The organism is Marinobacter sp., from assembly GCF_035268745.1.
GTDB lineage: Bacteria > Pseudomonadota > Gammaproteobacteria > Pseudomonadales > Oleiphilaceae > Marinobacter.
In genome coordinates, this window is record NZ_DATFKH010000052.1 from 23459 (window position 1) to 37436 (window position 13978).

General features: G+C 57.4%; 15 protein-coding genes. 3 read left to right on the top strand and 12 right to left on the bottom strand.

Translation table 11 applies throughout. From position 1 onward, the window contains the following. The first annotated feature begins 26 nt into the window (after positions 1-26). On the top strand, positions 27-1037 hold the full coding sequence (locus tag VJ956_RS04030; RefSeq protein WP_324081906.1) for a LysR family transcriptional regulator: 1011 nt from the start codon (positions 27-29) through the stop codon (positions 1035-1037). On the opposite strand, the gene VJ956_RS04035 is transcribed toward VJ956_RS04030, so the two are convergent. The 8 genes from VJ956_RS04035 to VJ956_RS04070 all read right to left on the bottom strand — a co-directional run bounded on the left by VJ956_RS04035 (position 1026) and on the right by VJ956_RS04070 (position 7867). Beyond that, complete coding sequence (locus tag VJ956_RS04035) at positions 1026-1991, bottom strand: GNAT family N-acetyltransferase (protein ID WP_324081908.1); 966 nt, start codon at positions 1989-1991, stop codon at positions 1026-1028. The genes VJ956_RS04030 and VJ956_RS04035 overlap by 12 nt on opposite strands. Next, the gene (locus tag VJ956_RS04040; protein WP_324081910.1) at positions 1988-3139 is read right to left on the bottom strand and encodes a cupin domain-containing protein; all 1152 of its coding nucleotides are present in this window, start codon (positions 3137-3139) and stop codon (positions 1988-1990) included. The genes VJ956_RS04035 and VJ956_RS04040 overlap by 4 nt, the downstream gene beginning before the upstream one ends. 3 nt (positions 3140-3142) lie before the next feature. Further along, complete coding sequence (gene purB, locus VJ956_RS04045; RefSeq protein WP_324081911.1) at positions 3143-4519, bottom strand: adenylosuccinate lyase; 1377 nt, start codon at positions 4517-4519, stop codon at positions 3143-3145. An 18-nt stretch (positions 4520-4537) separates the two neighbouring features. Next, the gene (gene hflD / locus VJ956_RS04050) at positions 4538-5185 is read right to left on the bottom strand and encodes a high frequency lysogenization protein HflD (protein ID WP_324081913.1); all 648 of its coding nucleotides are present in this window, start codon (positions 5183-5185) and stop codon (positions 4538-4540) included. Further along, on the bottom strand, positions 5182-6387 hold the full coding sequence (mnmA, locus tag VJ956_RS04055; protein WP_324081915.1) for a tRNA 2-thiouridine(34) synthase MnmA: 1206 nt from the start codon (positions 6385-6387) through the stop codon (positions 5182-5184). Before mnmA ends, hflD begins: the two co-directional genes overlap by 4 nt. Positions 6388-6432: 45 nt before the next feature. Further along, positions 6433-6891 carry an NUDIX hydrolase gene (locus VJ956_RS04060; protein WP_324081917.1) on the bottom strand — a complete coding sequence of 153 codons (459 nt, stop codon included), beginning with the start codon at positions 6889-6891 and terminating at the stop codon, positions 6433-6435. After that, positions 6888-7487 (bottom strand): pseudouridine synthase, encoded by a 600-nt coding sequence (locus VJ956_RS04065; protein WP_324081919.1) that lies wholly within the window; start codon positions 7485-7487, stop codon positions 6888-6890. Before VJ956_RS04065 ends, VJ956_RS04060 begins: the two co-directional genes overlap by 4 nt. A gap of 80 nt (positions 7488-7567) precedes the next feature. Beyond that, complete coding sequence (locus tag VJ956_RS04070) at positions 7568-7867, bottom strand: cold shock domain-containing protein (RefSeq protein WP_324081931.1); 300 nt, start codon at positions 7865-7867, stop codon at positions 7568-7570. 353 nt (positions 7868-8220) lie between these two features. On the opposite strand from VJ956_RS04070, the gene clpS reads away from it, so the two are divergent. Together clpS and clpA are read left to right on the top strand one after the other, a co-directional pair. Further along, positions 8221-8580, top strand: a complete 360-nt coding sequence (clpS, locus tag VJ956_RS04075) for an ATP-dependent Clp protease adapter ClpS (RefSeq protein WP_324081921.1) — start codon at positions 8221-8223, stop codon at positions 8578-8580. Between the two features lie 18 nt (positions 8581-8598). Beyond that, positions 8599-10866: an ATP-dependent Clp protease ATP-binding subunit ClpA gene (gene clpA / locus VJ956_RS04080; protein ID WP_324081923.1), complete on the top strand. Its 2268-nt coding sequence runs from the start codon at positions 8599-8601 to the stop codon at positions 10864-10866. A 101-nt stretch (positions 10867-10967) separates the two neighbouring features. On the opposite strand, the gene infA is transcribed toward clpA, so the two are convergent. From infA to trxB, 4 genes are all read right to left on the bottom strand, one after another. Continuing rightward, entirely contained in the window at positions 10968-11186 is a 219-nt protein-coding gene (gene infA / locus VJ956_RS04085; RefSeq protein WP_135801819.1) for a translation initiation factor IF-1, read from the bottom strand. A 79-nt stretch (positions 11187-11265) separates the two neighbouring features. Beyond that, positions 11266-11979: an arginyltransferase gene (locus VJ956_RS04090; RefSeq protein WP_324081926.1), complete on the bottom strand. Its 714-nt coding sequence runs from the start codon at positions 11977-11979 to the stop codon at positions 11266-11268. Positions 11980-11999: 20 nt separating this feature from the next. Continuing rightward, positions 12000-12728: a leucyl/phenylalanyl-tRNA--protein transferase gene (aat, locus tag VJ956_RS04095; protein WP_324081928.1), complete on the bottom strand. Its 729-nt coding sequence runs from the start codon at positions 12726-12728 to the stop codon at positions 12000-12002. 276 nt (positions 12729-13004) lie between these two features. Continuing rightward, a complete protein-coding gene (trxB, locus tag VJ956_RS04100) occupies positions 13005-13955 on the bottom strand; it encodes a thioredoxin-disulfide reductase (RefSeq protein WP_324081934.1) in 951 nt (316 codons plus the stop codon). Positions 13956-13978: the final 23 nt, after the last annotated feature.

Here is a 13978-nt window from a genome sequence, read left to right on the forward strand (position 1 = left end):
TCTGTCGGCTGCACTGGTGATATGTCATGGATATTTCGCGCGTCGACCTTAATCTGCTGGTGTACCTTGACGTACTGCTCAGGGAACGGAATGTGACCAAAGCGGCCAATCACCTGGGCATTACCCAGCCAGCCATGAGCAACGGGCTGCGAAGGTTACGCGACCTTTTTGGCGATCCTTTGCTGGTCAGAACCAGCGAGGGGATGACGGCAACGGAACGTGCCACTGAATTGCAGCCGCTGGTCCGCAGTATTCTTTCCGACATTGAACAGGCGGTCCACGAGAAAACCGCCTTTGCCGCCCTGGAGAGCCAGCGGGTTTTCCGGATCATGGCCAGTGACTATGCCGAGTCCTGTCTGATGCCGCGGGTGCTGCGCCGGATCCGCCAGCAAGCGCCCCAGGTCACTCTGGATGTACTCACACCCAGTGACGTCAGTTTCCTGGATCTGGAACAGGGCCGTCTGGATATGGCCATCAACCGTTTTGACAAGATTCCCCAGTCGTTCCACCAGAAAACCCTCTGGACCGAATATTTCGCCTGCCTGATGAATGCCCGAAATCCGGTATTGCGGGAGCCCTTCACCCTGGATAGCTATCTGGTTGCAAGCCATATCTGGGTCAGTAAAACCGGCTTTGGTGTGGGTGTGGGGGTCAACCCCAAGGACATACAGCGGCTGGGATGGGTGGATGAAGCCCTGTCACTGATGGGCCGCAAGCGGCAGATATCGGTGTTTACCCGCCACTACCAGGTGGCGATGTTGTTGGCGGAACAGCACGATCTGATCGCCACCCTGCCTTCCCGCGCCGCCTGGCTGCAGCGAGACAACCCGAACCTGGTGGTAAAGGTACCACCCTTCGCAATCCCGCCGTTTGAGTTGAAAATGGCCTGGAGTCCATTGCTGCAGCACAACACTGACCACCAGTGGTTACGTCGGTTGATTGCAGAGGTGGCTGAGGAAGTGGACGCCGAGTTCGTTCCTTTCGGTGCCCGCTTTGAATCCGCCGAAGCGACCCGGGTTCCGCACTCAGAGCGGTAGCTGGCGCAGCTCGACAGAAGGTCTGCCAAGGTCCCACATGCGCTGGAATGCTTCTTCAAGTAGCCTGACCCGCCCGCCGTCGGCGAATTGGGCAAAGCCGGCGGGTTTGTCGAAATCATGGCGACAGATAACGCCTTCCCGGTCGGCCAGCAGGAATGGCCGGTCTTCCGCCGGGACTTTCTCGTTGATAAGGCGGATGGATACATGACTTGGCAAACGGCGCATCAGCTCGACCAGCCGATGGCGGCGTCCAACCAGTGGTTTGTCATCGTGAATCAGAATCCTCACTTCACTGAGCCGGTGCTGGCGGGCCAGGGCCGATAGCAATTCCCGCAAACGGGCACGGTCATAAAGCTCATAGTCAAGAAACCGATCATACAACCATACCCGCTGACGGGCCTGGCCCACAATCGAGTCCATCAGGCCAATGAGTGGAGCTTCGGAGTCGAACAGCCAGGCTTTGGTGTCTTCCCCGTAAATCAGGGGCAGGGTATGATCTGCAAGGCCTTTCAGCGCAAGCTCGGGTGCATAACAGCGCATGTCGAAGTGAGGGATGCCCGCATCCTCGTAGGCTTCGGAGCAGAGATGAAAACCCAGAGCCTGGTAGAAAGGAACCGCGTGTTCCTGGGCCCGCAGCCGCAGCTCGCCGGCCTCCGGGCCAGTCTCCTGCATCAGGTGCTGAAGCAATTGCCGGCCATAGCCCTGACCGCGAAAGCCGGGCAGTATGGCCATCCGCCCGATATGGGCGACCTCATCCAGCGCCGAAAACACCCGGGCAACACCAACCGGAGTATTGTCCGCCAGTACCAACAGGTAGTGGTCCGCGATCTCGTCGCTGCTGTCCCACTCAAGCTCCGGCGGCACCCGTTGTTCATCGATAAACACCTTCTGGCGAATATCCCTGATCGCGCCGGGGGCGAGCTGCCAGCTGTATTTTCCTATCCGCATAGTCATTCGAAGTACAGCGAACCCTGATTAGCCAGTGTACAAAGCAGTCCGCAGATGGCGTCGTCAGTGGCGAAACCGGCCAGCCTCTCGATATCGGGTCTGGTTCCGGCACATAACAGCCCGGCAATCGGTCCGGCATCGCCACGAAGCAGATACTGCTCACCATCAACGAACAGTGCCGTCTCTTCATCGAATTCATAATAGGCGAAGCGGGAGCCTTCATTCCAGCGGATCTGGTGAAGGCCTGCAATAAGTTGGCCCATGAATTCGGGCGTCAGTGGGTGTTCCGGCGGCACCACGATGCCGAGACTTTTGGGCGCGGTCGAGTACTGCCCGAACCAGAGCGCCAGTTGCCTGCGGTCATGGAGTTTCTCGCGCAGTTTGGCGTCCAGTCGGTCGATCACGTCCGGGCTGATGGTGCCGGGATTGTCCTGGACTTCAAGGTCCGGGTCGGACAGGTGTTCACTGGTGTCGGAGCGGCTGCACAGGAAGTCGGTGAATCCGGTCAGCAGATCGTCAACGGTGGGTGCCCGGAAACCTATTGAAAGGGTGATACAGTCGTTGTCGGCGATACCATGATGGCCGGTGCCCGGTGGCAGGTACAGCATATCCCCGGGGTTGAGGGTCACGGTTTGCTCGGGCGCCCAGTCTTTCAGGATCCGCAGGGGTGTACCAGCCACTCTTGGCGACGACTCGTCGCAATGGCCGCCGAACTGCCAGGTACGCTGACCTTCAGCCTGAAGCAGAAACACATCGTATTGGTCGAAGTGGGGGCCGACACTGCCGCCTCTCGGGGCAAAGCTTGCCATGATGTCGTCCAGCCGCCAGTTGGGGACAAAGCGGAATTCGTCCAGCAGATCGGCGATCTCCGGCACCCAGTGATCCAGGCCCTGCACCAGCAGGGTCCAGTGGGTTTCCGGAAGTTCGCTGAAACGTTCGGGCTGAAAGGGGCCGTTGTGAAGCTGCCAGGGTTTGCCGTTCTCGTTTGCAATGACAATTCGGGACTCGACGGCTTCCTCGCAGGCCAGACCCGCCAGTTCATCAGCCGAGACCGGGCACTGAAAACCGGGAAAAGCCTGGCGAATGACCCTTGGCTGCTTCTGCCAGTTTTCCCGCAGGAAATCTTCCGCTGCCACGCCGCCCGGGAGTTTCATGGTTCAGATATCCCGTGCCTGATCTGCCGCGTTGCCAAGGTAGGTGTCCGGGGTCAGTTCCATGAGCTGCGTTTTAGCCGAGTCCGGAATATCCAGGGATTCTACAAAACCCTTGATCAGAGCTGGTGTCATGGTCTTGCCACGGGTCAGGTCTTTCAGTTTTTCGTAGGGTTTTTCAACATTGTAGCGGCGCATAACCGTCTGGATGGGTTCCGCCAGAACTTCCCAGGCATGATTCAGATCGTCATCCAGTTTTACAGCGTTGAGTTCGAGTTTGCCCAGGCCTTTCAGGCTTGCCTCATAGGCAATCAGGCTGTGGGCGAACCCGACGCCGAGATTTCGAAGTACGGTAGAGTCTGTCAGGTCACGTTGCCAGCGGGAGATGGGCAGTTTTGCCGACAGGTGGGAAAACAGGGCATTGGCTATGCCCAGATTACCCTCGGAGTTTTCGAAATCAATCGGATTGACCTTGTGGGGCATGGTCGAAGAGCCAACTTCGCCTGCCACCGTTTTCTGTTTGAAATACCCCAGGGAAATATAGCCCCAGATATCCCGGTCCAGGTCGATCAGGATGGTGTTGAAGCGGGCAATTGCATCGTAGAGTTCGGCAATGTAATCGTGGGGCTCGATCTGGGTGGTGTAGGGGTTCCAGTCCAGGCCCAGGCTCTCGATGAATTCCCTGGCAAAGCTCGCCCAGTCAACTGACGGATAAGCACACAGGTGGGCGTTGTAGTTGCCCACGGCGCCGTTGATCTTGCCCATTAACTCGACCGCGCCGACCTGCTTTATCTGACGCCTCAGCCGGTGCACGACGTTAGCGAACTCCTTGCCCACGGTTGACGGCGATGCGGTCTGGCCGTGAGTGCGGGAAAGCATTGGCTGTGCCGCGTGCTCATGGGCGAGGCTGGCGAGCCGGTCAACCAGACGGTTCATCGCCGGAACCAGGCCAAGGTCGAGGCCTTCACGCAGCATCAGAGCGTGGGACAGGTTGTTGATGTCCTCGGAGGTGCAGGCAAAGTGGACAAATTCGGTGACCGCGTGGAGCTCCGGCACCTGCTCGATTTTTTCCTTGATGAAATACTCAACGGCTTTGACATCGTGGTTGGTGGTGCTTTCGATGGCCTTGATGCGTTCGGCGTCGGCAACACTGAACCCGGAGACTATTCCGTCCAGGAAACTGCCGGCATGCGCCGAGAAAGCTGGAACCTCGGGGATCAGGGAGTGAGAGGCCAGTTTCTGCAGCCAGCGGATTTCTACCGTCACCCGGTTTCTGATCAGGCCATATTCGCTGAAAATATCGCGAAAAACACTGACTTTATTGCTATAGCGACCGTCAACCGGGGAAATGGCTGTCAGCGTGGAAAGCGCGGTGTGTTCCATCGAAAACCTCTTAAATCATCAAGAATCGTAAACGGACCGATTGGCCTGCTCTGCCAGTTCGGTGGCAATATCAATAACCTTGCGGCGGTTGAAAATCAGTTGCCAGCGCCGCCCGCCGCACTGGTGCCACAATACCGCAGAGCGGATGCCGGCCAGCAGAAGGGCTCTGACCCTGGCAGCATTTTCCTCTTGCTGCAGAATGCTGGGCTGACCACTGACCTGAATTCGTAAACGAAAGGTACTGATGGTGTCGGTATAGACCGATCCCAGGTTGGCAATCAGGTTAGGGTGGGTGTAGCCAAAGTGGCTGGCAGTGTGCCTGGCCTGGTCAATCCGGCTACCGATAACGTCCAGCATGGTTTTGTCGCGACGCAGTTTGGCCTCCAGGTTGATCAGGTTCAGCGCATACCGTAGCACTTCGATATCCCGCTGGCGGGTCTGCTTGCTGAGAACGCCGGAGAGGGTGGAAAGACCCTCGCGAAGATCTTTCAACTCGCCGCCGTAGACATCAAGGGTGCTGGCCGGGTCTGTGGCAAAAAGCGAACGTATGCAGGTCGCGAGACTGGAATCGGCGCACTGGCCGGAGTGGGCAACCTGCTGGACAAGGGCGGCGGCCTGGAATATGCCTGCCAGTGCCAGGGTCTGATCATGGAGCGATCGGCTCATGCACCGGTTTCCTCATGTTCTGGATTGCCGGAACGGTTGACAGTGCTGACGGCGCAGGGCCCGGGCTCATCATCCCGCCAGGTCTGTTCGATGACGCCACCGCCAAGGCAGATATCACCGTCATAGAATACGACGGACTGGCCGGGTGTAACCGCACGCTGGGCGTCGTCAAATACAACCCGCATGCCGTCCCCAGATTCGGTGATTGTGCAGGTCTGGTCTGGCTGGCGGTAACGGGTTTTTGCCCGGCAGCGAAATTCCGCATTCCCTGCCCTTGCCGATCCTCTGGAGGTAACGGGCGAGCAACCGGCAACCCAGTCAACGGCACCGCTGATCAGTCCACGGGAGAACAGTAATGGATGCTGTTTGCCCTGCACCACTGTCAGCACATTACGGGACAGGTCTTTTTCCGCGACATACCACGGTTCGTCACCGTAATTGCTGAGACCGCCAATACCAAGGCCCTGGCGCTGGCCGATGGTGTGGTACATCAGACCCTGGTGGCGGCCGATGACCTCGCCATCCGCGGTTTCGATATTTCCCGGCCGGGCCGGAAGATACTGCTTCAGAAAGTCGCTGAACTTGCGCTCACCGATGAAGCAGATACCGGTGGAATCTTTCTTGTCGTGGGTTACAAAACCCTGTTCGGCAGCAATGCGGCGGACTTCGGGTTTTTCCAGCTCTCCCACCGGAAACAGCGTACGGGCAATGCGGCTGCCGGATACGGCATGCAGGAAGTAGCTCTGATCCTTGTTCGGATCCAGGCCCTTGAGCAGTTGCGCCTGGCCTTCACCGGTTGCGCGGCGGCGGGTGTAATGGCCGGTGGCGATGTAATCGGCGCCCAGGGTGACAGCGTAGTCCAGAAAAGCCCGGAATTTTACTTCCTTGTTGCAAAGGATATCCGGATTCGGCGTGCGGCCGGCCTGATACTCGGACAGAAAATGCTCGAACACCCGATCCCAGTACTCCGCGGCAAAGCTTGCGGTATGCAGGGTAATACCAATGTGATCGGCCACCGCCCGGGCGTCGGCGAGGTCGGTCATGGCAGTGCAGTATTCGGTACCGTCGTCTTCATCCCAGTTCTTCATGAACAGGCCTTCGACCTGGTAGCCCTGATTTTTAAGCAACCAGGCTGCAACGGAGGAATCCACGCCCCCGGACATTCCGACAATGACTCGCGTCTGTGATGGTGCTTTGCTCATGTCAGGCTGAAACGACCCTTCCGAAAAAGAGCCGATGGTAGCATTTCACGCTGGCGGCGTCTGCGCCTCGACAATGATATCCAGAGGGAACCTGCGTCCATTACGGTAATCTTCTATACATTGCAGGACCAGCGGGCTGCGCAGCTGCTGTTGGCGGGCTTTCAGCTCTGCCAACGTTAACCAGTGGGCGGCAATAATATCTTCGTCAAGCCTTTCCCTGGCTCTGGACAGCGCGGTAGCGGTAAAACAGAAGCGGTAGTAGGTCACGCCATTGGCCGGCGCAGTATAGGTATAGAGCCCGAGAAAATGGTCAGGCCTGACTTCCCAGCCGGTTTCCTCCAGAGCTTCCCTCCGCGCGGCATCAATGATTCGCTCATTCTCTTCGACGTGGCCGGCCGGCTGGTTGAAAACAATCTGGCCATTGCTGTGTTCTTCCACCATCAGGAATCGTCCGCGATCATCCTCGACCACAACGGCGACAGTTGCATGGGGGGTCCAGGTCATGACCTTTGTTTCCTCTGCTTTGGCTTGCGGGCCGGCGGGTGAACGGTCAGGGTGCGGTACCGGCCCGGCGCCATGCCATTGATTGTCCACTCACCCACAGCGTAGCGGACCAGACGCAGGGTAGGAAAGCCTGCGGCAGCCGTCATCCGTCTAACCTGCCGGTTGCGGCCCTCGGTGATGGTTATGCTGATCCAGCTGGTAGGTATGGTTTGCCGATGGCGGACCGGCGGGTCACGGGGCCAGAGATCCGGTGGCTGCAGATGTTCAGCCAGAGCAGGGCGGGTTTTGCCATCTTTAAGCATGATGCCCTGCCGCAGTGACTGCAGGGCGTTTTCATTAATCTGTCCCTCTACCTGTACCCAATAGGTTTTGGGCATCTTGTTGTCCGGTGCGGCAATGCGGTGTTGCAGGGGCCCGCTGTCGGTCAGCAGGAGCAGTCCTTCAGAGTCATAATCCAGCCTGCCCGCGGGGTAGACCGACGGCAGCGATATCCAGTCAGCGAGCGTGGCGCGTTTACCGGTAGGGCTTTCCCGTGCCTGGTCCGTGAACTGGGACAGAACCTGGAAAGGCTTGTTGAAAAGAATCAGGGATGCCATGTTTTCGGACAGAGAAATCTGGCAGAACGCGCTCGGAGGGTAGCGTTCCGGAAAGAGTAGGTAGCTTCAGGCGTCGGAGATCAGCTGTTTACAACGCGCTGCCGGTCCTGAAAAGTGTCTTCGCTGGCTTCTGGCTCGCTTTCTGCGGTGGCTTCCTGCCCTTGTCTCTGCGGCATTGCCTGGGGAACAATGTTGACCGCGTGGACGCCTTTGTCGCTCGGCTTTTTCTCAAAGCTGACCGGCTGACCCGCCTTGAGGGTTTTGTAGCCGTCCATCTGCACCGAAGAAAAATGCGCAAACAGGTCGTCTGTGCAGCCTTCCTCGATTATGAAGCCGTATCCCTTGGCGTTGTTAAACCATTTGACCTTGCCTTGAGGCATGATGAACTCCCCTGTTCTGTCATTGTCGGACACCTGTCGTTGTGTTGGTCTTGTTATTCGACGGTTCCGGCCCTTATGGTGGTGGCGCGCGTGGCACCTGCGCAACGGCGCCCCGTTACAGACTGATCACCTCAGTTAACATGATTTTACATTGGTTTTTTGCCGATAGCCAACATTCGTTCGGGTCAGATTGAAAAACGGTACGTATATCCTGTGACTGTATGGTTGGATGACGGTCACAGCCTGTATAGTTACGATAACGAAATAAACGCTCTTGAGCCGCGATCAGTGCTTGAAAACGGCGAGAGTGATAACCATCTTAATGAAGAGGCACCGATTTCCGGTAAAGAATCATGCGGACTATCCAGAATTCTCTACTAGTATTTAATCAGGGTAATGAAGAAGAGCCCGGCCGCCAGGATGACGTCAGTACCGCGACGGCAAAACCGGCATTGAAGCGGCCTGCACGCTTCCGGGTGATGCTTCTCAACGATGACTACACGCCCATGGATTTTGTGGTGGAAGTATTGATGACATTCTTCGGGATGAATGAGGAAAAGGCGACGCAGGTGATGCTGCTCGTCCATACTCAGGGAAAGGCGGTATGCGGAGTATATTCCCGGGACATTGCAGAGACCAAGGCGGAACAGGTGAATCAGTATTCTTCGGAATGCGACCATCCGCTGCTCTGCGAGATTGAACGCGCTGACTGATAGACTTTGGGGTTGCCCATGCTGAGCAAAGATCTTGAAATTACATTGAATTCGGCTTTCAAAAGTGCGCGCGACAAGCGTCATGAGTTCATGACCGTCGAGCACCTTTTGCTGGCTTTGCTCGATAACGAATCGGCGGTGGGCGTGCTGAAAGCCTGTGGTGCGGATCTGGCCCAGCTTCAGGAAGAACTGGCCGAATTTGTTGACTCAACCACGCCACTGATCCCCAGCAGCGACAGCGAACGTGAGACCCAGCCAACGCTCGGTTTCCAGCGGGTGTTGCAGCGCGCCGTTTTTCATGTCCAGTCTTCCGGCAAGAAAGAGGTGACGGGGGCAAACGTCCTGGTCGCCATATTCAGTGAGCAGGAAAGCCAGGCCGTCTATGTTCTGAAGAAACAGAGCATTGCCCGGATTGATGTGGTGAATTTTGTTTCCCACGGTATTTCCCGGGTGCAGGGCGCCGATGATGAGGGGCAGGACCAGGCATCGCAGGAAGAAATAGGCGAAGAGGGATCCGGTTCCAGTCCGCTTGAAAGTTATGCCACCAATCTCAACGAACAGGCTCGCCAGGGCCGGATTGATCCGCTTATCGGCCGTGAGCATGAGGTCGAGCGGGTTGTCCAGATCCTGGTTCGGCGACGGAAGAACAATCCGCTGCTGGTAGGCGAGGCCGGTGTTGGTAAAACCGCGATTGCGGAAGGACTTGCCAGGCGGATTGTGGATGGCCAGGTGCCAGACATTATCTCCGATGGCGTTGTTTACTCACTGGATCTGGGGGCATTGCTGGCGGGTACCAAGTATCGCGGCGATTTCGAGAAACGCCTGAAAGGCCTGCTTGCAGACCTCAAGAAAGAGGACCACGCGATCCTGTTTATTGATGAGATCCACACCATCATTGGTGCCGGTTCCGCATCCGGTGGTGTTATGGATGCGTCCAATCTTCTGAAGCCGATGCTCAGTTCCGGCGAGATTCGCTGCATCGGTTCGACGACGTTCCAGGAATTCCGCGGTATTTTCGAGAAAGACAGCGCCCTGGCGCGTCGTTTCCAGAAAATTGATGTCAACGAACCAAGTGTCGAGGATACCTATCAGATTCTCAGGGGACTCAAGTCTCATTTCGAGAAGCACCATGATCTGAAGTACACCGACCAGGCCCTCAAGGTTGCCGCGGAGCTCTCCGAGCGCTATATCACCGACCGCCACCTGCCGGACAAGGCCATCGATGTTATTGACGAGGCGGGCGCTCACCAGCGTCTGGTAGACGCGCCCAAGCGGAAAGGCACCATTGATGTCTCGGAAATCGAGGATATTGTAGCCAATATTGCCCGGATTCCGCCGAAGAATGTATCCACCAGTGACAAGGACCTGCTGCGCAATCTCGAGCGGGATCTGAAGATGGTGGTGTTCGGACAGGACCCGGCCATCGAGTCCCTGTCGACTTCAATCAAGCTGGCCCGTGCCGGACTGAAAGCCCCGGAGAAACCGGAGGGTGCCTTCCTATTCGCCGGGCCGACGGGTGTCGGCAAGACCGAAGTCACCAAACAGCTTGCCAAGGTCCTCGGCATCGAACTGGTTCGCTTCGACATGTCCGAGTACATGGAGCGGCACACTGTGTCGCGGCTGATTGGCGCGCCGCCCGGCTATGTCGGATATGATCAGGGCGGTTTGTTAACGGAGTCTGTCAGCAAGCATCCCCATTGTGTTCTGTTGCTGGACGAGATCGAAAAGGCACATCCGGAAGTGTTCAATCTGCTGCTGCAGGTTATGGATCATGGCACCTTGACTGATAACAATGGTCGCAAGGCGGATTTCCGTCACGTTATTCTGGTAATGACTACCAACGCCGGTGCAGAGAGCATGGCCAGGCGGTCCATTGGCTTCAGTGAGCAGGACCACAGCAGTGATGGTATGGAGATTATCTCCAAAACCTTCACACCCGAGTTCCGCAACCGTCTGGATGGCATCATCCAGTTTGGCGATCTCCAGCCGGCAACCATCACCCATGTGGTCGACAAGTTCCTCACCGAACTGCAGGCCCAGCTTGATGAGAAACATGTGGTATTGCATGTGGATGAGGATGCGAAGGTGTGGCTGGCAGAGAAAGGCTATGACGTCACCATGGGTGCCCGCCCGATGGCGCGGTTGATCCAGGACAAGATCAAGCGGCCACTGGCTGAGCAGATCCTGTTCGGCAGCCTGTCAGAGAAGGGCGGCGATGTGTTCATCCAGCTCAAGGATGACGAGCTTGTCTTTGACTATGAGGATGAGCCCGCGGAAGCGCTCTGACGGCATCCCGGAGTCTGCCGGTCCGGTGCCTGAACGCCTGGCAAACAAAAAGACCACACTCGACAGTGTGGTCTTTTTCGTTCATTCCTGGATCGAGAAAATCAGCGGGCGCGGTAAACGATGCGGCCCTTGCTGAGATCGTAGGGAGTCAGCTCGACCTTCACTTTGTCGCCCGTCAGGATGCGAATGTAGTTCTTGCGCATTTTTCCTGAAATATGGGCGGTCACAACGTGACCGTTTTCAAGTTCGACACGGAACATGGTGTTTGGAAGCGTGTCCAGAATAACGCCTTCCATTTCAATAGCATCTGCCTTCGGCATTCAGTAGAAACCTCGTAAATAAGCTAGCGATAATTTTAAACTGCGCAATTCTGCCCTATTTCAGGCGATATGGCAAAAATCAGTAAGCATTCATGGTTTGCCAGTGACCGTCTCGCAGCGCTTCAATGGGGCGAAAGCGCGTTTTGTAGTTCATTTTACTGCATTCGGCTATCCAGTACCCCAGATAGAGGTAGGGTAGATCCAGGCGCCGGGCTTCTTCAATCTGCCAGAGCACAGCGAAAGTGCCCAGGCTGCGATGCTCGTAGGCGGCGTCGAATACGGTATAGATCGCCGAGAGCCCTTCATCCAGCTGGTCAATGGCGGCCAGACCCACCAGTCGTCCCTGGTCGAGAATCTCGAGGAACCAGGAGTCCGTGGCACCGTCAACAAGAAATGATGCAAATTGCTCCCGGGACGGGGGGTACATATCGCCATCGGCATGCCGCTCTTCGATGTATTGCGCATACAGCTCATAATAACGTTCGGTATAGCTGGCCCGCACCATGCGGCAGCTCAGGTCGGCATTTTTCTTCAGAACCCGGCGCTGGCTGCGGTCCGGTCTGAACTGGTCGACTCTGAGCCTTACCGGTATACAGGCGTTACAGTTCTCGCAGTGCGGGCGGTAGTAGTGGGATCCGCTGCGACGAAAACCAAGCACGGTCAGTTGGCTGTACAGGCGCCTGTCGATGTTGGCCCTTGGGTCGACAAACATGGTGGTGGCCTGCCGGTCTGGCAGGTAGCTACAGTCATGAGCAGGTGTGGCGAAGAAGACCAGGGTTCTGAGATTGCTCATTTATCCCTCCGCTACTTTATTCAAGGGCGCTCTACCGGCCTTTCCGGTCCGGGCCAGCGCCATGTCATGTCCCACTGGTCATGGCCGGGGCGTGCGCTGACTGCTTTTCTGAGTATAGATAAAAACCTGCGGCGTGGAATCGTCCGGGCGCCCATTCTGAGCAGGTGCCCGCTTTCTACCTGGCAATCCATGATGGCATATTCCCAAATTTCAAGCTGTCTGGCGAGGTGGACCATGAGTACTCTCGAGGCGTTGGTTTCGAGGGAGAACATGGATTCGCCGAAAAAGCAGCGGCCCAGGGCTACGCCATACATACCGCCAACCAGCTCACCGGCGGGATTCCACGCTTCTATCGAGTGGGCAATGCCCTGTCTGTGCAGGTGGCTGTAGCTGGCCATCATGTCTTTGGTAATCCAGGTGCCTTCAGCGCGGGTCTGGGCGCACAGGCGGATGACCCGGGTAAACGCCTGGTCAGCGGTGATGGTGAAATACTGGCTGTTGAGGGTGCGGCGCAGGCTTCTGGCGATGTGGATTTCAGGCGGAAACAGGACGCATCTCGGGTCGGGGGACCACCAGAGGATGGGCTGGTCGTCGCTGAACCAGGGGAATATGCCGCTCTGGTAGGCCAGTATCAGGCGCTCTGTGGACAGGTCACCACCGATGGCCAGCAGGCCGTCGGGGTCGTCCAGGGCCTCGTTCGGGTCCGGGAACCAGAGGTGCTTCTGATCTAGCCAGGGAAGTGATGTCATTGTACTCCGGCTTGCTCTGATGACTCTGTGCATGCGGCCAGAGGAAAGGGAGTCCCGAAACACGCTGTAAATACGTCCGTGTACGCTTGGGCTCCGCCCCTCAGTGCTTATTGCTCCTGCGTCGCACTGAGGGTCCAGGGCAGGCCATCCTTGGCCAGCCCGTGAAGAGCTCGCGCTCTTCACCCATGGCTCCGCACAGTTTCGGGATTCCCTCCCGACCGCCTTTCCGAGCTTCTGAGTTGCCTGCTCTTGGTCAGCATATTAAATGCTTTGTGGTCAGTCCTGATCCAGGAATTTCTCGGCATCCAGCGCCGCCATGCAACCAAAACCGGCAGAGGTGACCGCCTGGCGGTAGACGTGGTCGGCGACGTCGCCGGCGGCAAACACGCCCGGCACGCTGCTCTGGGTGGCCATGCCGCCAAGGCCGGAGCGGATTCTGATGTAGCCGTTTTCCATGTCCAGTTGGCCCTGGAACAGGTCGGTGTTGGGCTTGTGGCCGATGGCGATGAAGACGCCCGCCAGTTCCTTGTCCTGGGTGGAGCCGTCTTTCATGCTTTTGATGCGCATGCCGGTGACGCCGGTGCCGTCGCCCAGGACTTCGGCCAGGGTGTGGTCCCAGACGATTCTGACGTTGCCGTTCCTGGCTTTCTCGAACAGTTTGTCCTGCAGGATTTTCTCGGCACGGAGGCTGTCGCGGCGGTGGACCAGGGTGACTTCGTCGGCGATGTTGGAGAGGTAGAGTGCCTCTTCAACGGCGGTGTTACCGCCGCCGATTACAGCGACTTTCTGTTTTTTATAGAAGAAGCCATCGCAGGTGGCGCAGGCGGATACGCCCTGGCCTTTGAATTTCTCTTCGGATTCCAGGCCCAGGTACATGGCGGAGGCCCCGGTGGCGATGATCAGGGCGTCGCAGGTATATTCGCCGTTATCACCCTTGAGGCGGAACGGGCGATTGTTCAGGTCGGCTTCGTTGATGGTGTCGTAAACCACCCGGGTTTCGAAGCGTTCTGCGTGTTTGAGCATCCGTTGCATCAGTTCCGGGCCCTGGACGCCATCGTTGTCGCCGGGCCAGTTATCAACATCGGTGGTTGTGGTCAGCTGGCCGCCGACTTCGACGCCGGTGATCAGGGTCGGGTTGAGGTTTGCCCGGGCTGCGTATACCGCAGCGGTGTATCCGGCGGGGCCCGACCCCAGAATGATCAGTTTTGAATGACTGGTCTCGCTCATGGATGTTGCTCGCTTACAGATTG